This is a genomic window from Streptomyces sp. NPDC006544, assembly GCF_040611715.1.
In the GTDB taxonomy this organism is placed as follows: Bacteria; Actinomycetota; Actinomycetes; order Streptomycetales; family Streptomycetaceae; genus Streptomyces.
In genome coordinates this window covers 35,108-53,605 of the sequence record NZ_JBEXOV010000003.1, presented here as the reverse complement: position 1 = coordinate 53,605, position 18,498 = coordinate 35,108, and the positions used below count along the sequence as shown (strand labels likewise).

Below are 18,498 nucleotides of genomic sequence, written 5' to 3'. Positions count from 1 at the left end.
GCGGCACTAGTCGCGCCCCGTCGGCGGGGGGCGGCTGCCGGCCAGGTACGGCGCGGGCCAGGGGGCGGCCGGGCCCGCGTAGGACTGCTCGGCGGCCGCGTGCAGGGTCCAGTGGGGGTCGTAGAGGTGGGGGCGGCCCAGCGCGCACAGGTCGGCGCGCCCGGCCAGGAGCAGGGAGTTGACGTCGTCCCAGGAGGAGATCGCGCCGACCGCGATGACCGGGACGCCCAGGGCGTTGCGGATCCGGTCGGCGTACGGGGTCTGGTACGAGCGCCCGTACTCGGGGGCCTCCTCCGCGACCACCTGGCCCGTCGAGACGTCGATGGCGTCGGCCCCGTGGGCCGCGAAGGCCTCCGCGATGGCCAGGGCGTCCTCGGGCGAGGTGCCGCCGGGCGCCCAGTCGGTGGCCGAGAGGCGGACCGTCATCGGCCGGTCCTCGGGCCAGACGGCGCGGACCGCGTCGAAGACCTCCAGCGGGAAGCGCAGCCGGTTCACGAGCGCTCCGCCGTAGGCGTCGGTGCGGTGGTTGGTCAGCGGGGAGAGGAACCCGGAGAGCAGGTAGCCGTGCGCGCAGTGCAGTTCCAGCAGGTCGAAGCCGCTGTCGGCGGCCCGGACGGCGGCCGCCGCGAAATCGGAGCGGACGGCGGCCAGGTCGGCGGTGGTCAGGGCGCGCGGGACGGCCGAGACCCCGGGCCGGTACGGCAGCGCGGAGGCCGCCACGAGCGGCCAGTTCCCCTCGGGCAGCGGGATGTCCATGCCCTCCCACATGACCCGGGTCGAGCCCTTGCGGCCCGAGTGGCCGAGCTGGACGCCCAGCGCGGTCCCGGGCGCGCTGGTGTGGACGAAGTCGGCGATCCGCGCCCAGGCGGCCGCCTGCTCCTGGGTGTACAGGCCCGTGCAGCCGGGCGTGATCCGGCCCTCGGCGCTGACGCAGACCATCTCCGTCATCACCAGGGCGGCCCCGCCGAGCGCCCGCGCGCCCAGGTGCACCAGGTGGAAGTCGCCCGGCACGCCGTCGCCGCGGGCCACCGGGTCGCGTCCGGCCGTCGAGGCGCCCCCGGCCACCGGAGGAGCCCCGCCCGCCGCATACATGTCCATCGGGGACACCACGACCCGGTTGCGCAGGGTCAGCCCCCGGAGCGTGAAGGGCGTGAACATCGGCGGCGTCGGCGCCCCGTCCGGGCCGGCGTCGGGGCAGCCGAACTCGTCCTCCACGGCGCGGGTGAAGCGCGGGTCGCGCAGCCGCAGGTTTCCGTGGGTGACCCGCCGGCTGCGCGTGAGGAGGTTGAAGGCGAACTGCCGGGGCCCCTGGTCCAGGTACCCGGCGAGCTCCTCGAACCAGCGCATGCTGGCGGCCGCCGCCCGCTGCGTCGAGGCCACCGCGGGCCGCCGCGCGGCCTCGTACGCGGCCAGGGCGGCGGGGACGTCGCCGTCCGTCCGCGCGCCGACGGCCTCGGCCAGCGCGAGCGCGTCCTCCACGGCCAGTTTGGTGCCGGAGCCGATCGAGAAGTGGGCGGTGTGCGCGGCGTCCCCGACGAGCACCACGTTGCCGTGCGACCAGCGGGCGTTGGCGACCGTCCGGAACCGTGTCCACGCCGAGCGGTTCCCGCGCAGCGGCCGCCCCCGCAGGGCCTCGCTGAAGATCTTGGCGCAGCGGGCCGCCGATTCGTCCTCGTCGCAGAGGTCGAAGCCGGCCGCCCGCCAGACCTCTTCGCGCATTTCGACGATGACGGTGGAGGAGTCCGCGGCGAAGGGGTACGCGTGCAGTTGCACCGGCCCGTGCTCGGTTTCTGCGATCTCGAAGCGGAAGGCCTCCAGGGCGAAGTCGGCGGCCAGCCAGATGTAGCGGCACCGCCCGCCCGTCACCGTCGGCCCGTAGTGCGCGGCGCCGTCCTCCCGGGTCCGGCTGTTGACCCCGTCCGCGGCAACGACCAGGTCGTACACGGACGCGAGCACCTCGGGGTCGGGCGCCTGGGCGCGGAAGCGGAGCCGGACCCCGAGGCCGGCGCACCGCTCGTGCAGGATCTCCAGCAGCCGGCGCCGGCCCAGTGCGGCGAAGCCGTGACCGCCCGAGGTCAGCAGCCGGCCCCGGTGCACGACCTCGACCTCGTCCCAGCGCACGAACTCCGCGCTCAGGGCCGCGTAGACGACGGAGTCGGCCGCTTCGATGCCTCCGAGCGTCTCGTCCGAGAGCACCACCCCGAAGCCGAAGGTGTCGTCGGGGGCGTTCCGCTCCCACACCTCCACCATGTGCCCCTGACGGGCCAGCAGCGCGGCGGCGTACAGCCCGCCCGGTCCGCCGCCCACCACGGCCACCCTCATCCGGCCTGCGGACACGGGATCACCTGCCCTTCCACTGGGGCGGACGCTTCCCGGTGAAGGCCGCGTGGAACTCCCGGTAGTCCTCGCCGTTCATCAGCAGGGCCTGCGTGTTCGCGTCCAGCTCCACCGAGGCGGCGAGCGGCATGTCCAGCTCGGCGGTCAGCAGTGCCTTGGTCTGCGCGTACGCGAGGGCGGGCCCGGCGGCGAGGTGCGCGGCGAGCTCGGCGGCCCGCGCGGTGGCCCCGCCCTCCTCGGTGACCTCGCTCAGCAGCCCGATGCGCTCCGCCTCCGGGGCCCTGACCTGTTCCCCGAGCATCAGCAGCCGGGTGGCGTGGCCGAGCCCGACGACCCGGGGCAGCAGGTAGGCGGCGCCCATGTCCCCGCCGGAGAGTCCGACGCGGGTGAAGAGGAAGGCGAAGCGGGCGGTGGGGTCGGCGATGCGGAAGTCGGCCGCGAGCGCGAGGACGGCCCCGGCTCCGGCCGCGACCCCGTGGACGGCGGCGATCACCGGGAAGGGGCACTCGCGCAGCGCGCGCACCACCTGGCCGGTCATCCGGTTGAAGTCCAGGAGCTGGGCGGTGTCCATCGCGAGGGTGGCACCGATGATCTCGTCCACGTCGCCGCCGGAGCAGAAGCCGCGCCCCTCGCCGCCGAGCACGAGGGCGCGTACGGACCGCTCCCGGGACAGTTCGGCGAGCAGATCGCGCAGGTCGGCGTAGGCGCCGAAGGTGAGCGCGTTCAGCTTCTCGGGGCGGTCGAGGGTGACGGTGGCGACGCCGTCTTTCCGGTCCACCCGCAGGTGGCGCCACCGTTCGGTCGCTGATGTGGAACCGAGGAAGGGACTCACCTTCCCGAAGGTATCACCGGAAGGTGACTGCCGTCACAGAAACGCGACACGCGCGGGGCGGGGGCGATCGCCCGTGCCCTCGTCCGCACCGCCCGCCCGTCCGCAGCACGCCCCGCGGCGCATGACTATGCGCCGCGGTCCGCCAGCGTGGCCACGAGGACCGCCTTGATGGTGTGCAGCCGGTTCTCGGCCTCGTCGAAGACGACGGAGTGCGCCGATTCGAACACTTCGTCCGTCACCTCCAGCGAATCCAGGCCGTGGCGCTCGTGGATCTCCCGGGACACCGTGGTGCCGAGGTCGTGGAAGGCCGGCAGGCAGTGCATGAACTTCACGTCCGGGTTCCCGGTGGCGCGCAGGACGTCCATGGTGACGGCGTATGGCGAGAGGGACTCGATGCGTTCGTCCCACACCTCCTTGGGTTCGCCCATGGAGACCCAGATGTCGGTGAGGACGAAGTCGGCCTGTCCGACGCCCTCCGCGACGTCCTCGGTGAGGGTGACGCGGGCGCCGCTCGCGGCCGCCAGCTCGCGCGCCGCGGCGACCACCGGGCCGGCCGGCCAGTACCGCCGCGGCGCGACGATCCGTACGTCCATGCCCAGCAGCGCGCCGGTCACCAGGTAGGAGTTGCCCATGTTGAAGCGGGCGTCGCCGAGGTAGGCGAAGGCGATCCGCTCCAGCGGCTTGGCGCAGTGCTCGGTCATCGTGAGCACGTCGGCCAGCATCTGGGTGGGGTGCCAGTCGTCGGTGAGGCCGTTGAAGACGGGCACGCCGGAGTGCGCGGCGAGCTGCTCCACCGTCTCCTGCGCGTCGCCCCGGTATTCGATGCCGTCGAACATCCGGCCCAGCACCCGCGCCGTGTCCTTGACCGATTCCTTGTGGCCCATCTGGGAGCCGGAGGGGTCGAGGTAGGTGGTGTGGGCGCCCTGGTCGGCGGCGGCCACCTCGAAGGCGCAGCGGGTGCGCGTCGAGGTCTTCTCGAAGATCAGGGCGATGCTCTTGCCCTGGAGGCGGCGCTGTTCGGTCCCGGCCTTCTTGGCCGCCTTCAGTTCGGCGGCGAGCTCGATCAGGCCGCGGAACTCGGCGGCGGTGAAGTCGAGCTCCTTGAGGAAACTGCGGCCGACGAGGTCGGTGGCCATGCGGACTCCAGAGTCACGGTGACAGGGGATGCCGGAAGTCTATACGACACTCTGTATTGATATACAGACCCCCCGGGCGTCCTGCCCCTCCCCGGCCGCTCCCCCCGCGTGGCCCCCGGCCCCGTCCGCCGGTTCCGCGTCGGCCGTTCCCGCGGCCGGAGGTCACCGTCCCTGGATCGCGTCCCGCTCCACCGGGCAGCTCATGCAGCGCGGACCGCCCCGCCCCCGGCCCAGCTCGCTGCCCGGGATCTCGATCACCTCGATGCCCTCCTTGCGCAGATACGTGTTGGTCGTGACGTTGCGCTCGTACGCGACGACCACGCCCGGCTCCACCGCGAGCACGTTGCAGCCGTCGTCCCACTGCTCGCGCTCCGCCGCGTGCACGTCCTGGGTGGCGGTGAGCACCCTGATCGACTCCAGCCCGAGGGCGGCGGCGATGGCCCGGTGCATGTGCTCCGGCGGGTGGTCGGTCACCTTCAGCTCGCTCGCCCCGCCGCCCGGCTCGATCGTGTAGGAGCGCAGCATGCCCAGGCCCGCGTACTGGGTGAACGTGTCCGCGTCGACCATCGTCATCACCGTGTCCAGGTGCATGAACGCCCGTCGCTTCGGCATGTCGAGCGCCACGATCGTCGTCGCCGATCCGGCGGCGAACAGCCCGCGCGCCAGCATCTCCACCGCCTGCGGGGTGGTCCGTTCGCTCATCCCGATCAGCACGGCTCCGTTGCCGATGACCAGGACGTCGCCGCCCTCGATGGTGGAGGGGTAGTCGGCCTGCCCCTGGGACCAGTAGTGGAAGGCTCCGGAGGAGGTGAAGAGGGGGTGGTGCTTGTAGATGGCCTCGAAGTGCACGGTCTCGCGCTGCCGGGCCGGCCAGCGCATCGCGTTGATGGAGACCCCGTCGTAGATCCAGGCGGAGGTGTCGCGGGTGAAGAGGTGGTTGGGCAGCGGGCCCAGCAGGAAGTCGTCCAGTTCCAGGGCGTGGAAGCGGACCGACACCGGTTCCGCATGGCGCTCCAGGAACTCCCGCTTGGTCATCCCGCCGACCAGCGCCTCCGCCAGTTCGGCCGAGTTCAGCCCGTCGAAGACCGACCGCAGGTGGTCGGTGGCGAGCGGACCGTACTCCTTCTCGTCGAAGACCCGGTCCAGTACGAGGTGTCTCGCCTCCGGGATGTCGAGGGCCTCGGTGAGCAGTGCACCGAAGAGGTGGACCGCCACGCCCCGGTCGCGCAGTACGTCGGCGAAGCCGTCGTGCTCCTGGCGGGCCCGGCGCACCCACAGCACGTCGTCGAAGAGGAGCGCGTCCTTGTTGCTCGGTGTGAGCCGCTTCAGCTCCAGGTCGGGCCGGTGGAGGATGACGCGGCGAAGCCGCCCGGTCTCGGAATCGACATGGAATCCCATGCCGTACACGTTCGCAGACCGGGCGGCCTTTTGACGTGGCGTCGGCCCGGAGGACCGGGTCCGCCCGCCTCGGCGGCCGGTTTCGGGCGCCTTGCCTGTGCGGCGGCCGGTTCAGCGCAGGCCGAGCAGGGCCCCCGGAGCACCCGTGATCTCCGGTGCGATCACGCCCAGCGCGGGCGGGGTCACGTTCGGCAGCCCGTAGTTGGACCCGTCGGGCATGCTCAGCGGGGAACCGACGAGCAGTCCCGGGGTGCGGGTGCGCAGGGTGGTCGCGGGTGCGTCCAGCGAACCCTCGCCGTCCGTCTCGGGCTTGCCCGCCAGGTTCGGCACCGGGGAGGTGACGAGGGTGTTCCCGAGCTCGGTGCCGATCGGCACCGCCGGGAGCAGCGGGGTCGGCAGCATGTCGCCGGTGTGGTGCACGGGCGCCTGGGGGGCGCCGACGACCGGCACCGGGACCCCGGTGGCCACGTGGGGGACGTCCACGCCGAGCGTGGTCCGCACCGCGTCCAGGGGGACACCCACGGGCACCGAGTCGGCCAGGGCCGGGGTGGCCGCGCCGGCCGCTGCCATACAGGTCATGAGTGCCGCAATGCTTCCGCGCGCGGTCATCTTCATAGGTGACGTTCCGTCCTTCCAGGGTCGCGGACATTCCGCTGCCCTGGATGAACGATCCCGCCGGTGCTTTTCCCGGAGTTCTTCGGCGAAGTTCCCCCATACGACCTAACGACAGGCCGTACGGGGGCCCTTGCTTGACGCCTTCAGAGCCTCGGGTCCACCGGCTCCGACTCCAGCGCGAGGACCGCGAAGACCGCTTCGTGGACCCGCCACAGCGGCTCTCCGGCCGCGAGCCGGTCCAGGGCCTCCAGGCCGAGCGCGTACTCGCGCAGCGCGAGCGAGCGCTTGTGCCCGAGGTGGCGCCCGCGCAGCCGCTCCAGATGGTCCGGACGCGTGTACTCGGGACCGTAGATGATCCGCAGGTACTCGCGCCCGCGCACCTTCACCCCCGGCTGCACGAGCCGGCCCTTGCCGTCCTTGGCGTACGCCTGGAGCGGTTTGACGACCATGCCCTCGCCGCCGGCGGCCGTCAGCTCCAGCCACCAGTCGGTGCCGGCCCGTACGGAGGCCTCGTCCGCGGGGTCCACCAGGATCCGGGCGGTGCGGCGCAGCAGTCCGGTGCCGGCGGCCTCGTCGGCGGCGACGAGCCGGTCCAGCCAGAACAGCTGCTCGTCGTGGGGTACGGCTGCCAGCGACCGTCCGGCGGCCGCCAGCAGCTGGAACGGCGCGAACCGTACGCCCTCCAGCCCGTCGGTGGTCCAGCAGTAGCGCCGGTAGGCCTCGGTGAACTTCGCCGCGTCCGCGGCCCGTCCGCGCTGGCGCTCCAGGAGCCCGGTGGTGTCGATGCCCCGTCCGGCGGCGGCCTCCAGCGCGGCCAGGGCGTCCGGGAAGACGGCGCCGGAGGCCGCACCCACGGCGGCGTACTGGTTGCGCAGCAGGCCGCCCGACTTCAGCGACCAGGGCAGCAGTTCGCCGTCGACGAGCAGCCAGTCCGTGTCCAGCTCCTCCCACAGCCCGGCGTCGGTGACCGCCGCGCGGAGCCGGGCGAGAACCTCCTCGGTGACCTCGGGCTCCTTGAAGAAGGGACGTCCGGTGCGGGTGTAGACGGAGCCGGTCGGGCCGTCGACCCCGAACCGCTCGCGGGCCGCCCCGGCGTCCTTGCAGATCAGCACGGTGGCGCGGGAGCCCATGTGCTTCTCCTCGCAGACCACCTGGGCGATGCCGTCCCCGCGGTACTGCGCGAAGGCCTCGGCCGGGTGCTCCAGGAAGCCCTCGCCGTCGGCTGCGCCGCGGGCGCCCTCCGCCGCCGTGGCGGTCGGCGCCATGGTCGGCGGGAGGTAGGGCACCAGGCGCGGGTCCACGGCGAAGCGGCTCATGACCTCCAGGGCCGCCGCCGCGTTCTCCTCGCGGACGTTGACGTTGCCCAGGTGCCGGGTCTCGACGATCCGGCGGCCCTGGACGTCGGCGAGGTCGAGCGGACGGCCCTCGTGCCCGCCCGGCACCTCTGCGACGAGCGGCTTGACCGGTTCGTACCAGACCTTCTCGGCCGGTACGTCGACCAGTTCGCGCTCGGGCCAGCGCAGGGCCGTCATCCTGCCGCCGAAGACGGCCCCGGTGTCCAGGCAGATGGTGTTGTTCACCCAGGCGGTGTCCGGGACCGGCGTGTGGCCGTAGACCACGACGGCCTTGCCGCGGTAGTCCTCGGCCCACGGGTAGCGCACGGGCAGGCCGAACTCGTCGGTCTCGCCCGTGGTCTCCCCGTACAGGGCGTGCGAGCGCACCCGGCCGGAGGTGCGGCCGTGGTACTTCTCCGGCAGACCGGCATGACAGACCACCAGCTTGCCGCCGTCGAGGACGTAGTGGCTGACCAGGCCCTGGATGAAGGCCCGGACCTCCTGGACGAACTCCTCGGGCTCCGCGGCGAGCTGCTCGACGGTCTCGGCGAGGCCGTGGGTCTGCTGGACCTTGGACCCCTTGAGGTAACGGGCGAGCTTGTTCTCGTGGTTCCCGGGCACGCACAGGGCGTTGCCGGAGCCGACCATGCCCATCACCCGGCGCAGCACGCCGGGGCTGTCCGGACCCCGGTCGACGAGGTCGCCGACGAACACGGCGGTGCGGCCGTCGGGGTGGGCACCGTCCTCGTAGCCGAGCTTTCCGAGCAGGGTCTCCAGCTCCGAGGCACAGCCGTGGACGTCGCCGATGATGTCGAAGGGGCCGGTGAGGTGGGTGAGGTCGTTGAACCGCTTCTCCAGCACCACTTCGGCCGATTCGGCCTCCTCGGGGGTGCGCAGCACGTGCACCTTGCGGAAGCCCTCGCGCTCCAGCCCGCGCAGCGAGCGGCGCAGCTCGCGGCGGTGGCGCTGGATGACGGCGCGGGGCAGCCCGGCCCGGTCGGGGCGGGCCGCGTTGCGCTCGGCGCAGACGTCCTCGGGCATGTCGAGGACGATCGCGATGGGCAGGACGTCGTACTCGCGGGCGAGCCGGACCAGCTGCCGCCGGGACTCGGCCTGGACGCTGGTGGCGTCGACCACGGTGAGGCGGCCGGCGGCGAGCCGCTTGCCGGCGATGTGGTGCAGGACGTCGAAGGCGTCCTTGCTGGCGCTCTGGTCGTTCTCGTCGTCTGCGACCAGGCCCCGGCAGTAGTCCGAGGAGAGGACCTCGGTGGCCTTGAAGTGCTTGCGCGCGAAGGTGGACTTGCCCGATCCGGTGGCCCCGATCAGGACGACGAGGGACAGGTCGGTGACGGGAAGGACGCGCGCGCGGCCGGTCGCGGCGCCGGCGGTCGTGACGGTCATGCTGCCTCACCCTCCTTCGGAGTGTCGGTGGTGTCGGTGATCCGGGTGCCGGTGCCCTGGGTGCCGGTGCCCTGGGTGAAGACGGCCATCTGGGTCGGGGGCCCCACCTCGGGGTCGTCGTCCCCCACGGCCACGTACGCGACCTCGTACCCGTGGCGGCCGGCGACCCGGCCGGCCCAGGCCCGGAACTCCTCGCGGGTCCACTCGAAGCGGTGGTCCCCGTGCCGGACGTGCCCGGCGGGCAGCGTCTCCCAGCGGACGTTGTACTCGACGTTCGGGGTGGTCACGAGGACCGTGCGGGGGCGGGCCGCGCCGAACACCGCGTACTCCAGGGCGGGCAGCCGCTCGAGGTCCAGGTGCTCGATGACCTCGCTGAGCACGGCCGCGTCGTAGCCGGCGAGCCGCTTGTCGGTGTACGCGAGCGAGCCCTGCGTCAGGCGGACGCGGGAGCTCTGGCGCTCCCCCATCCGCTCGAGGCGCAGCCGCTTGGCGGCGAGGTTCAGCGCCCGGACGGACACGTCCACGCCGACGATCTCGGTGTACGCCGGGTCCTTGAGCAGCGCCTGGACCAGCTGGCCCTGGCCGCAGCCCAGGTCGAGGACGCGGGCGGCTCCGGCGGCGCGCAGCGCGCCGAGGATCGCCTCGCGGCGGCGCACCGCGAGCGGCACGGGGCGCTCCTCGGTGTCGCGGGTCCCGTCGACGGCGTTGTCGAGCTCCTCGACCTCGCTGCCGTCGGCCTCGGCGAGGCGGACGAGCTCCAGGCGTTCCAGGGCGTCCTGGGTCAGCCGCTTGTGGCGGGCCAGGTACCGGGAGGTGATCAGTTCGCTCTCCGGGTGCTCGGCGAGCCAGCCCGCTCCGGCGCGCATCAGCTTGTCCACCTCGTCGGAGGCGATCCAGTAGTGCTTGGCGTCGTCCAGGACGGGCAGCAGGACGTACAGCCCGCGCAGCGCGTCGGCGAGGCGCAGCTCACCCTCCAGGACAAGCCGCACGTACCGGGAGTCGCCCCACTCGGGGAACGTCTCGTCGAGCGGTACGGGGGTCACGTCCACGGTGTCCCAGCCCAGCGGGCCGAACAGCCGGCGCACGAGGTCCGCGCCGCCGCGTGCGGGCAGCACGGGGATCTCGACGCGCAGCGGCCGGGCCCGGTCCGGCAGCTCGGGGTACGTGGCGCACTCGCCCTTGAGCGCCGTGCGGAACACTCCGCCGAGTGCCACGGCCAGCAGGGAGGACGCGGCGTACGGCCGGTCGTTGACGTACTGGGCCAGCGCCGCGTCGGGCGTCCCGCCCCGGCCCTTGCCCTGGCCGCGCCGCACGAGGGCGACGGGATCCACCTCCAGGAGCAGGCCCGCCGTGCACCGTTCGGCCGTGGCCTCGGGGTAGAAGACGTGGGCGGTGCCGTAGGAGGTGGAGAACGCCTGCACCTTGGCGGGATGCTTGTGCAGCAGGAAGCCCAGGTCGGTGGCGGGTCGTTCGGGGGAGCCGGTGGTGGAGATCGTCAGGAACACATGAGCGATTGTTCCTGGTCAGGGGTTCCGCACGCGCCCCATTTTCCGTCGGGCCCCGGGGCGCCTACCGTCGAAGGATGAGTGGTTTCGTCGTGGTGTACGAGCTCGACCCGGGGGGATCCGTCACCGGGGTGCACGCGGCGCCCCACGCCCCGGGAGCAGATTCCGGCCGGGGCCCGCGCACCATGTGCGGGAGGGACACCTTCGCCATGGAGCCGGCGGCCCGGCAGCCCTCCGGGAACCCGGGATCTTCCTGGTGCCCGCCGGAGCACGCGAACCTGCAGTGCCCGGGCTGCGCCGCGGTGGTGGGCGAGGACTGAGGGCGGCGAGGACCGAGGGCCGGGCTCCCGCGCGTGTCAGCGGGCTCCCCGGTCCGGGGTGTCACCAGGCTCGCCGGCCCGCGCGGGTCAGCGGGCTCCCCGGCCCGCGGCCAGGTCCGCGATGCGGTCGGGGCCGATGCGGCAGCAGCCGCCGATGAGGCGGGCACCGGCCCGGTGCCAGGCGGCCGTGGGCCAGAGGACCGGCTCGGCCGGGGCCCTCCAGGTCCCCGTCGCGGCCTCCCAGACCGAGCCGTCGTTGGGGTACGCCAGCAGCGGCTTGCCGGTGACCCCCGCCGCCGCCTCGAGGGCCGGCAGCACGTCGTCGGGGTCGCAGCAGTTCACCCCGACCGCGATGACCTGCGGGGATGCGGCGGCCAGGGCGAAGGCCTCGGCCAGGGGCTGCCCCGCCCTGGTGCGGCCGCCCGCCACCGTGTAACTCAGCCAGGCCCGGGCTCCGGTCTCCGCGAGGACGGTGAGCAGGGCCTCGGCCTCGGTGGTGTCCGGGACCGTCTCCAGGGCCAGGACGTCGGGGCCCTGCGCGAGCAGCGCCCCGACGCGCGGGCGGTGGAAGCCGGCCAGCTCCCGCACGCCCAGGCCGTACCGGCCCCGGTACTCGGAGCCGTCCGCCAGCACCGCCCCGTACGGGCCCACGGACGCGGCGACCCACACCGCGTGGTCCGCGTCCCGGGCCGCCCGGGACGCGAGGCGCACGCTGCGCCGCAGCAGCTCCGTCGTGCGCGCCGGGCCGTAGCCGTGCCGGGCGAAGGCCGCGTACCCCACCTGGTAGCTCGCGGTGATCAGCACCTCGGCGCCCGCCCGCGCGTACGCGGCGTGCGCGGCCGCCACCTGGTCCGGCCGCTCGGCGAGCACCCGGCCCGTCCAGAGGCCGCCGGACAGGTCGCAGCCCTGGGCGGCGAGCTGATTGCTCAGCCCGCCGTCCAGGAGCACGGCCTTGCCGCCGGGGCCGGTCAGGGCGTCGGCGAGCGGACCGGACGCGCGGGGCACGGCTCCGTCCGCCCTCGTCAGCCGAGCTGGGACATGACCTGGGCCGAGATCAGCTCCAGGTGGTCCAGGTCGTCGAGGTCGAGCAGCTGGAGGTAGACGCGGGAGGCGCCGACCGCCCCGTACGCGCCGATCCGCTCCACCACCTCGGCCGGGGAACCCGCCAGTCCGTTGGCCTTCAGCTCGTCCACGTCCCGGCCGATGGCGGCGGCCCGCCGGGCCACCTCGGCGTCGTCCTTGCCCACGCACACGACGAGGGCGTTGGAGTAGACGAGGTCGTCGGCCTTGCGCCCGGCCTCCTCGGCGGCCGCGCGGACCCGGCCGAACTGCCGCTCGCTGTCCGCGACGGAGGCGAAGGGCATGTTGAACTCGTCCGCGTACAGCGCGGCGAGGCGCGGGGTGCGCTTCGCGCCGTGGCCGCCGATCAGGACGGGGATCTTGGCCTGGACCGGCTTGGGCAGCGCCGGGGAGTTCTCCACCTGGTAGTACGTGCCCGCGTAGTCGAAGGTGGCGCCGGCCCCGGTGGCCCAGAGACCGGTGACGATCGCCAGCTGCTCCTCCAGCCGGGCGAGGCGCTCCGCCGGGAAGGGGATGCCGTACGCCTTGTGTTCCTCCTCGAACCAGCCGGCGCCCAGGCCCAGTTCGATGCGGCCCCCGGACATCTGGTCGACCTGGGCGACCTGGATGGCGAGGACGCCGGGCAGCCGGAAGGTGCCGGCCGTCATCAGCGTGCCCAGCCGGATCCGCTTCGTCTCGCGGGCCAGGCCCGCGAGGGTGATCCAGGCATCGGTGGGGCCGGGCAGGCCGTCGGCCGATCCCATGCGCAGATAGTGGTCGGAACGGAAGAACGCGTCGAAGCCGAGGTCCTCGGTGGCCTTGGCGACGCTCAGGAGGGTGTCGTAGCTCGCGCCCTGCTGGGGCTCGGTGAAGATACGGAGATCCATGTCTCCATCCTGCCCCTTCGACCCCGGCCGGGTGAATCCGCGCCGAGCCGGCGGTCCGCCGTCGCCCCCGGCAGTGACCGGCCCGGGACGGGGCTCGCTGCCCGGACGGAGCCGGAACGCCCGGCCCGCGCGCCGGGGCCCCTGCGCCGGTGCGTCCACCGCCCCCTTCCGCCGCGGAAAGGGGCAGGGCCGAGGAGGCGGCCATGTCCCCGGAGCCCGCGCCGGAGACCTGCCGACAGGACTGTGAGACCGGGCGCCCCGGAGAGGGAGCCGCGTCCGTCCTCCTGGTCGTACTGCCCCCACGGTCCCGCCGCGCGCGGCGGAACCCCACCCGCCTCCGGCGGCACCCGGCTCCGGCCCGCGCGGCTCCCACGCCACCCGGCCCGGACCCCGAGCCCTGGGTCCAGGTCCGGGGCACACCCGAACCTCAGGCCACCCCGGAAGCCGAACCCCGCTCACGCACGGTCAGCCGGCGCAGGATCGCCCGGACCCGGTCGCTCGATTCGTCGGCCGCGTCTATGGACTCTATGCACTGCCAGTACAGACCCTCGTCGTCCGTCCCGCAGGCCACCCCGACCAGCGCTATGCCCACTTCTCCGAGCAGTGCCTGGAGACCGAGCAGCGCCTGTCTCGCATCCGTCACCACGGTCAACTGCGCCGCCCGTGGCGGAAGGTCGGGCGCGTAGCCCTCTCCCCGCAAGGCCGCGCGGTCGAGCACCCCGCAGCCTCTGCCTCCCGCTTCACCCAGCCCCCGTGCCTCCGATCTGAGCTCCGGCGGTCCCGTGACCGCCAGCCAGCCTCCAATGCCCTGCGCGAGGGCCTGTGCCTGCCAGGCCTCGCCCACGATGTCCCACGCAGCCCCGCTCTGTGCCAGCGCGTGCCGGCCGGCTGCGATGAGCCGTACCGCATCCATCTGCCGTCCCCCGTCCGCACGACATCCGCCGTTCCCATCACTACCCAGAGTGAGGGCAACGGGCGCGTAAAGCCAGGGGTATTCGGAAATTGTGGACACAGATATGGGTTGTGGATAACGCCATCACTCCGAAGAGTGACGGCCCGGTGCCGAGGGGCCCGGAACCGGGAATCTCAGTTCGTTCCGCTCGATCTTCGCGGCGAGCGCATCCAGCACATCCACCCCCAGGACCTCACAGAACTGCAGCAGGTAGGCGAGCACGTCGGCCACCTCATCGGCCACTCTGTGTGCGCTCTCCGGCTCTCCCATGATCCTGGCCGACTGTTCCGGTGTCAGCCACTGGAAGATCTCCACCAGTTCGGAGGCCTCCACGCTCAGCGCCACCGCCAGGTTCTTGGGCGTGTGGTACGGCTCCCACCCGCGGGCCGCCGCGAACGCGGCGAGCCTCCGTTGCAGCCGGCCCAGCCGCTCGTCGGGCCGTTCGTCGGGCCCCTCGCCGGGCCGTTCGCCGGGCCCGGCGTCCACCGGCCCGTCGAACCGTCCGGCGGGCCGCATCCGGTCGTCCTCGTGCGTGTCGCGCTCCTCGTTCACGGCATCAGGTCTACCACCGATACGCCCTCGACCTCCCGGGCGGCCGCCGCGCACGCCTCGCCCACCGAGGCCGCCAGCCGGACCTGTCCGCGCCCGCACGCCAGTACGGCCAGCCGCAGCAGCTCGGCGGCCTGCCCGCGGTCCAGGTCCCGGTCGAAGCCGTCCGCGAGGACGGTCAGCACCTGCCGCGCGGACAGCAGTTCGGCGGCCGGGTCCATGGCCAGCACCCCGGGACCGGTCAGCAGGACCAACGCGAGGGCGAGGAAGCGGAGTTCGCCCGCGCCGAGCCGGGCCAGCTCGGTCGCGGGCCGCTCGGGGCCGCGGTCCAGCAGGCCGGTGACCGGGCCGCCCTCGGGGGCCCGTACGTCCAGCCCGGCCACCCCTCCCGCACAGCCCCTGCGGGCCGCCTCGGTCAGCAGCCCGTAGCGGGTGCCGCACTCCAGGCGGGTCCGGCGCAGTACGTCGGCCAGGTTGGCGCAGTCGCCCAGCAGCCGCCCCTCCCCCGGCGCGACAGGCTCCCGCATCCGCTCCGGGCGGGGGTCGCAGGGGAACACCGAGCGCAGCGCGACCACCATCTGCTCGGCGGCGGCCAGCACCCGGCGCTGCCCGTCGGTGGCGCCGGCCACCCGCAGCGGGAGCAGGGCGGTCCCGAGCCGGTCGTCGGGCAGCGGGGCCTTGGTGACCCCGGTGGCTCCGCCCGTCAGCCAGGCCGCCTGGACGGAGCGCCGTCCGGGGTCGCGCAGGGCGGTGCTGAGCAGGATCTCCCCGTCCACCGAGAGCCGTTCGCCGACGATCCGCAGCGCGGGCTCCGCCTGGACGGCGAGGTCGAGCCGGACCGGCCCCGCGGGCCCCTCGGCCGTGCAGCCGAGCCGGAATCCCCGTCGCCGCACCGCGTCGGGCACCGCCAGGTCCGGGATCCGGGCGGCCGGCTCGGGGAACGCCTCTTCCAGCGTCGCCCCGGCCGCCAGGGTGGCCAGGGCCTCGTACGCCTCGAGCGCCTGCGACTTGCCGCTCCCGCTCGGCCCGGCGAAGAGGGTGACGGGCTCCAGCACGAACCGCGCCGCGCGGTGCACCCCGTAGGCGGACAGCCGCAACTCGGTCACCGCCGGCCTCAGATGCGGAACCTGCGCCTGCGGCGCGGCGGCCCGCCGTCCGGCGGCCACGGCTAACCCCGGCCCCCCGCCCCGTGCGACGACACCGGCACCGGCACCGGGTCCGGCACCAGGGCCCGCGCCGGACGGAGGCACAGCGGCGGGGGCGGGGAGTGCGGCGGGCGCGAGCACGCGTACGGACGCGGCGGGCGCGGGCACGGCAGACGCGGGCACGGCAGACGCGGGCACGGCAGACGCGGGCACGGCAGACGCGGCGATGGGCAGCGACAGGGCGATGCGCGGGTCCGGGACGAAGGCCGGGGCCGCGGAGGTCGGCGAGGAGGCAGGCGGGGTCATGCGCGGGACGGTACGGGCCGCCGGACCCCCCGCGGGTCCGGCGAACCGTTCCGCCCGGGGGACCTTCCTACGATCGGGGGACGACCGCGGCCGCGATCCCCTCGACCTCGGTGCCCACGGGCGCCAACAGGAAGACGTTCCGGTCGACCCGGTGCATCCCGCTGCCCAGTCCGAAGACCACACCACTGCTGAAGTCCAGGATCCGCTTCGCCACTTCGCCGTCCGCGCCCGTGAGGTCCAGCAGCACCGGGATCTGTGCGATCAGATACTCGGCCACCTCCCGCGCGTCCGCGAAGACCTGGACCCGGATCACCACGAAACGCCGCTGTTCCGCCGCGGACGCCCCCGGCACCGCGGGGATCGTGCGGTGGTCCACCCGGGAGGGCCACTCGTTGCGACTGCGCAGCGGAACCACTTGCGCGAGCCCTTCCCACTGCTCGTCGGTGACGTCGTACCTGCTCACCGGGCCGCCCCGGCCCTGCGCTTCATGTGCATCCCCCCATCCTCTCGCGCTTCACCCGTTCAGCCCAACACCGACACGAGACAGCTGCCGGCCCTGGCCGTCTGTCCCCGACTCCACGGATAAGTTAGGTTAGGCAAACCTAAGTCACTTGAGCGGCATCGCCCTTCGGACGCCGGAGATCCACATGCCCCTGCCCCTGTCCCTGCCCACCGACGCCGAGCGAGTCCGGTCCATCCCGACCGCCGCCCACTCCATGACCGTCGTGACCGACGGGCTGCGCACGGAGATCCGTCATTTCGACGGCACCGATCCCCTGGGCCGGCTGCACCTGCACCCCGCCGAACCGGGCGGCCCCGCCCAGCACCGGCCGCCGATCCGGATGGAGTTCACCGACGTGGCCCCCACCCCGGTACGGGACCGGGTGCGCGCCCGCGTCACGCTGCTCGGCCACCTGCTGACCCCCTACGACGACGAGCGCCAGGACTCCACCTGCGTGACTCCTCCCCGCCATAAATGACGGGGCTTCCTGTTACGCCGTGTTGGCGTTGCAGCGGGCCAGCCCGGCCCGGTTCAAGACGTTGATCGCGCCCACGGTGTCTGCGTGCGCGGTGTGGCCGCACGAGACGCAGTGAAACTTCTCCTGCGTGGGACGGTTTGCCTTCGTGGTGTGCCCGCATGGGGGACATGCGCGGGAGGTGTTGCGGGGGTCTACCGCGACGATTTTCCGGCCGGTGCTTTCAGCCTTGCTGGTGAGGATCGCGAGGAACACCCCCCAACCCGCATCGTGGATCGACTTGTTCAGTGCGGCTTTGGCGGTGGCCCCGTTGGGCAGGAAGCTGTCCGTGTTGTCGGGGTCGGGCTTCGGCTTGGGGGCCCGCACCATGTTGGCTCTCCTGCGCTATCGCGTCGTGGACGCGGACGAGCTGGAGTGCGGTCTTGTGCGCGTGGTCGAGCCGCTGGCGCCGTACCTTTGCGTGCAGCTCGGCGACTTTCCCGACGGCGGCGCGGTGCTTCTTGGTCCGCTTGTCGCGGCGGACGCGGGGGAAGACGGCGAGTGCCCGCTGGGCCTTCGCCAGAGCTTGGGCGTTGACCTGGCCGTGGCGCGGGTTGGGGACGAACTCGCCGTTGGAGTCGGCCAGGAAGTTGGCGATCCCGACGTCGATCCCGACGGCGGAGCCCGTCGCGGGCAGTGGCTCGGGCTGGGGCTGGTCGGTGGTCAAAACCACGTACCAGCGCTTGCCCTCGCGCTTGAGCGACACGGTCTTGACCTTGCCGGCCACCGGCCGGTGCTGGTGGACCTTGACGTGTCCCACGCCCTGGAAGCGGACGCGGGTCGCGCGGTTGGGGAGGGAGCCCCACCGGCAGCCGTCGCCGTCCTTGGGGAAGTCGACGGTGTCGAACCAGTTCACCCCACGGAAGCGCGGGTATCCCGGCGTGTCGCCGGACTTGACGCGGCGGAAGAACGCGGCGAACGCCTTGTCGAGACGGCGCAAGGTGGCCTGCTGGCTGGAGAACGACCACCGGCCGTGACGCTCAAGGTCGAAGGCCCGGATGTCCTTGAGCTGCGCGGACTGCGTCCCGTACTTGATGCTCGTCGCCGAGGCGTGACGGTAGGCGTCGCGGCGTTCTTGCAATGCGCCGTTGTAGAGCGAGCAGTGATCGCGCAGCATCTCGCCGAGCGCGATCGCCTGACCCGTGGTGGGTCGCATGAGGAACTTGTACGCACGGATCATCCGGCCCACCCCCCTTCGGCGAGTCAACGCGATCATACTACGCTTGGCGTATGTCACCACGCTGGGCACCAGATCCCGACATCCGCAGGGGAAACCACGTCGTCCACAACCTGCACGTCCACTTGGTATTCGTCACCAGGCTTCGACGCGGCATCTTCGATGACGCCATGCTGACACGCTGCGAAGAGATCATGCGGGACGTGTGCGTCAGCTTCGGAGCAGAGCTACGGGAGTTCAACGGGGAAGGCGACCACGTCCACCTTCTGGTGCACTACCCGCCGAAGATCGCTGTCTCCAAGCTGGTCAACAGCTTGAAGGGCGTCAGCTCCCGCTACCTGCGCGCGGAATACACCGACCGAATCAACCGCATCGGAACGGGGTCAGTTTTCTGGGCACCCTCCTACTTCGCAGGGTCCTGCGGCGGCGCACCCCTCGCCACCGTGAGGGAGTACATCGAGAACCAGAAGCGGCCGACCTGACCGTCACCACGCAGGCGCAGAACACTCCGGCGCATCGCGCCTCCCAG

16 protein-coding genes and 1 pseudogene are annotated in these 18,498 nt (G+C 73.1%); 3 read left to right on the top strand and 14 right to left on the bottom strand.

All coding sequences use genetic code 11. From position 1 onward, the window contains the following. Window positions 1-6: 6 nt before the first annotated feature. From ABZY44_RS02195 to ABZY44_RS02165, 7 genes are all read right to left on the bottom strand, one after another. Window positions 7-2,322 (bottom strand): bifunctional salicylyl-CoA 5-hydroxylase/oxidoreductase, encoded by a 2,316-nt coding sequence (locus ABZY44_RS02195; RefSeq protein WP_356649740.1) that lies wholly within the window; start codon window positions 2,320-2,322, stop codon window positions 7-9. Between the two features lie 19 nt (window positions 2,323-2,341). Next, window positions 2,342-3,169, bottom strand: coding sequence for an enoyl-CoA hydratase family protein (locus tag ABZY44_RS02190; protein WP_356649636.1), 828 nt, complete (start codon window positions 3,167-3,169; stop codon window positions 2,342-2,344). Window positions 3,170-3,294: 125 nt separating this feature from the next. Continuing rightward, a complete protein-coding gene (gene argF / locus ABZY44_RS02185; RefSeq protein ID WP_356649635.1) occupies window positions 3,295-4,305 on the bottom strand; it encodes an ornithine carbamoyltransferase in 1,011 nt (336 codons plus the stop codon). Between the two features lie 162 nt (window positions 4,306-4,467). Then, entirely contained in the window at window positions 4,468-5,703 is a 1,236-nt protein-coding gene (locus tag ABZY44_RS02180) for an arginine deiminase (RefSeq protein WP_356649634.1), read from the bottom strand. Window positions 5,704-5,814: 111 nt separating this feature from the next. Then, on the bottom strand, window positions 5,815-6,282 hold the full coding sequence (locus tag ABZY44_RS02175; protein WP_356649633.1) for a hypothetical protein: 468 nt from the start codon (window positions 6,280-6,282) through the stop codon (window positions 5,815-5,817). 179 nt (window positions 6,283-6,461) lie between these two features. Further along, complete coding sequence (locus ABZY44_RS02170; protein ID WP_356649632.1) at window positions 6,462-9,053, bottom strand: polynucleotide kinase-phosphatase; 2,592 nt, start codon at window positions 9,051-9,053, stop codon at window positions 6,462-6,464. Further along, on the bottom strand, window positions 9,050-10,558 hold the full coding sequence (locus ABZY44_RS02165; protein WP_356649631.1) for a 3' terminal RNA ribose 2'-O-methyltransferase Hen1: 1,509 nt from the start codon (window positions 10,556-10,558) through the stop codon (window positions 9,050-9,052). Before ABZY44_RS02165 ends, ABZY44_RS02170 begins: the two co-directional genes overlap by 4 nt. Window positions 10,559-10,635: 77 nt before the next feature. Here ABZY44_RS02165 and ABZY44_RS02160 point away from each other — a divergent pair, with 77 nt between their 5' ends. Next, window positions 10,636-10,878, top strand: a complete 243-nt coding sequence (locus ABZY44_RS02160) for a hypothetical protein (protein WP_356649630.1) — start codon at window positions 10,636-10,638, stop codon at window positions 10,876-10,878. Between the two features lie 87 nt (window positions 10,879-10,965). Here ABZY44_RS02160 and mmuM read toward each other — a convergent pair whose 3' ends face one another. The 6 genes from mmuM to ABZY44_RS02130 form a co-directional block, all read right to left on the bottom strand. Continuing rightward, the gene (gene mmuM, locus ABZY44_RS02155; protein ID WP_356649629.1) at window positions 10,966-11,883 is read right to left on the bottom strand and encodes a homocysteine S-methyltransferase; all 918 of its coding nucleotides are present in this window, start codon (window positions 11,881-11,883) and stop codon (window positions 10,966-10,968) included. 17 nt (window positions 11,884-11,900) lie between these two features. Then, entirely contained in the window at window positions 11,901-12,824 is a 924-nt protein-coding gene (locus tag ABZY44_RS02150) for an LLM class F420-dependent oxidoreductase (protein WP_356649628.1), read from the bottom strand. Between the two features lie 427 nt (window positions 12,825-13,251). Then, complete coding sequence (locus tag ABZY44_RS02145) at window positions 13,252-13,737, bottom strand: DUF6099 family protein (protein ID WP_356649627.1); 486 nt, start codon at window positions 13,735-13,737, stop codon at window positions 13,252-13,254. A gap of 123 nt (window positions 13,738-13,860) precedes the next feature. Further along, on the bottom strand, window positions 13,861-14,202 hold the full coding sequence (locus ABZY44_RS02140) for a nucleotide pyrophosphohydrolase (RefSeq protein ID WP_356649739.1): 342 nt from the start codon (window positions 14,200-14,202) through the stop codon (window positions 13,861-13,863). A gap of 122 nt (window positions 14,203-14,324) precedes the next feature. Next, the gene (locus ABZY44_RS02135; RefSeq protein ID WP_356649626.1) at window positions 14,325-15,776 is read right to left on the bottom strand and encodes an ATP-binding protein; all 1,452 of its coding nucleotides are present in this window, start codon (window positions 15,774-15,776) and stop codon (window positions 14,325-14,327) included. Window positions 15,777-15,843: 67 nt separating this feature from the next. Next, complete coding sequence (locus tag ABZY44_RS02130) at window positions 15,844-16,239, bottom strand: cell division protein SepF (protein ID WP_356649625.1); 396 nt, start codon at window positions 16,237-16,239, stop codon at window positions 15,844-15,846. A gap of 184 nt (window positions 16,240-16,423) precedes the next feature. Here ABZY44_RS02130 and ABZY44_RS02125 point away from each other — a divergent pair, with 184 nt between their 5' ends. Continuing rightward, window positions 16,424-16,756 carry a hypothetical protein gene (locus ABZY44_RS02125; RefSeq protein WP_356649624.1) on the top strand — a complete coding sequence of 111 codons (333 nt, stop codon included), beginning with the start codon at window positions 16,424-16,426 and terminating at the stop codon, window positions 16,754-16,756. Between the two features lie 12 nt (window positions 16,757-16,768). Here the strand turns inward: ABZY44_RS02125 and ABZY44_RS02120 are convergent. Then, a pseudogene (locus ABZY44_RS02120) lies at window positions 16,769-17,972 on the bottom strand (transposase). A 50-nt stretch (window positions 17,973-18,022) separates the two neighbouring features. On the opposite strand from ABZY44_RS02120, the gene tnpA reads away from it, so the two are divergent. Continuing rightward, window positions 18,023-18,451 carry an IS200/IS605 family transposase gene (tnpA, locus tag ABZY44_RS02115; RefSeq protein ID WP_356649623.1) on the top strand — a complete coding sequence of 143 codons (429 nt, stop codon included), beginning with the start codon at window positions 18,023-18,025 and terminating at the stop codon, window positions 18,449-18,451. Window positions 18,452-18,498 lie beyond the last annotated feature (47 nt).

Excerpts from the sequence above, each read along its gene's own strand:
- ABZY44_RS02195 (WP_356649740.1), bottom strand. The coding sequence starts at position 2,322 with ATGAGGGTGGCCGTGGTGGGCGGCGGACCGGGCGGGCTGTACGCCGCC.
- argF (WP_356649635.1), bottom strand. The coding sequence starts at position 4,305 with ATGGCCACCGACCTCGTCGGCCGCAGTTTCCTCAAGGAGCTCGACTTC.
- ABZY44_RS02180 (WP_356649634.1), bottom strand. The coding sequence starts at position 5,703 with ATGGGATTCCATGTCGATTCCGAGACCGGGCGGCTTCGCCGCGTCATC.
- ABZY44_RS02175 (WP_356649633.1), bottom strand. The coding sequence starts at position 6,282 with ATGACCTGTATGGCAGCGGCCGGCGCGGCCACCCCGGCCCTGGCCGAC.
- ABZY44_RS02170 (WP_356649632.1), bottom strand. The coding sequence starts at position 9,053 with ATGACCGTCACGACCGCCGGCGCCGCGACCGGCCGCGCGCGCGTCCTT.
- ABZY44_RS02160 (WP_356649630.1), top strand. The coding sequence starts at position 10,636 with ATGAGTGGTTTCGTCGTGGTGTACGAGCTCGACCCGGGGGGATCCGTC.
- ABZY44_RS02150 (WP_356649628.1), bottom strand. The coding sequence starts at position 12,824 with ATGGATCTCCGTATCTTCACCGAGCCCCAGCAGGGCGCGAGCTACGAC.
- ABZY44_RS02145 (WP_356649627.1), bottom strand. The coding sequence starts at position 13,737 with ATGGATGCGGTACGGCTCATCGCAGCCGGCCGGCACGCGCTGGCACAG.
- ABZY44_RS02135 (WP_356649626.1), bottom strand. The coding sequence starts at position 15,776 with ATGACCCCGCCTGCCTCCTCGCCGACCTCCGCGGCCCCGGCCTTCGTC.
- ABZY44_RS02125 (WP_356649624.1), top strand. The coding sequence starts at position 16,424 with ATGCCCCTGCCCCTGTCCCTGCCCACCGACGCCGAGCGAGTCCGGTCC.
- tnpA (WP_356649623.1), top strand. The coding sequence starts at position 18,023 with ATGTCACCACGCTGGGCACCAGATCCCGACATCCGCAGGGGAAACCAC.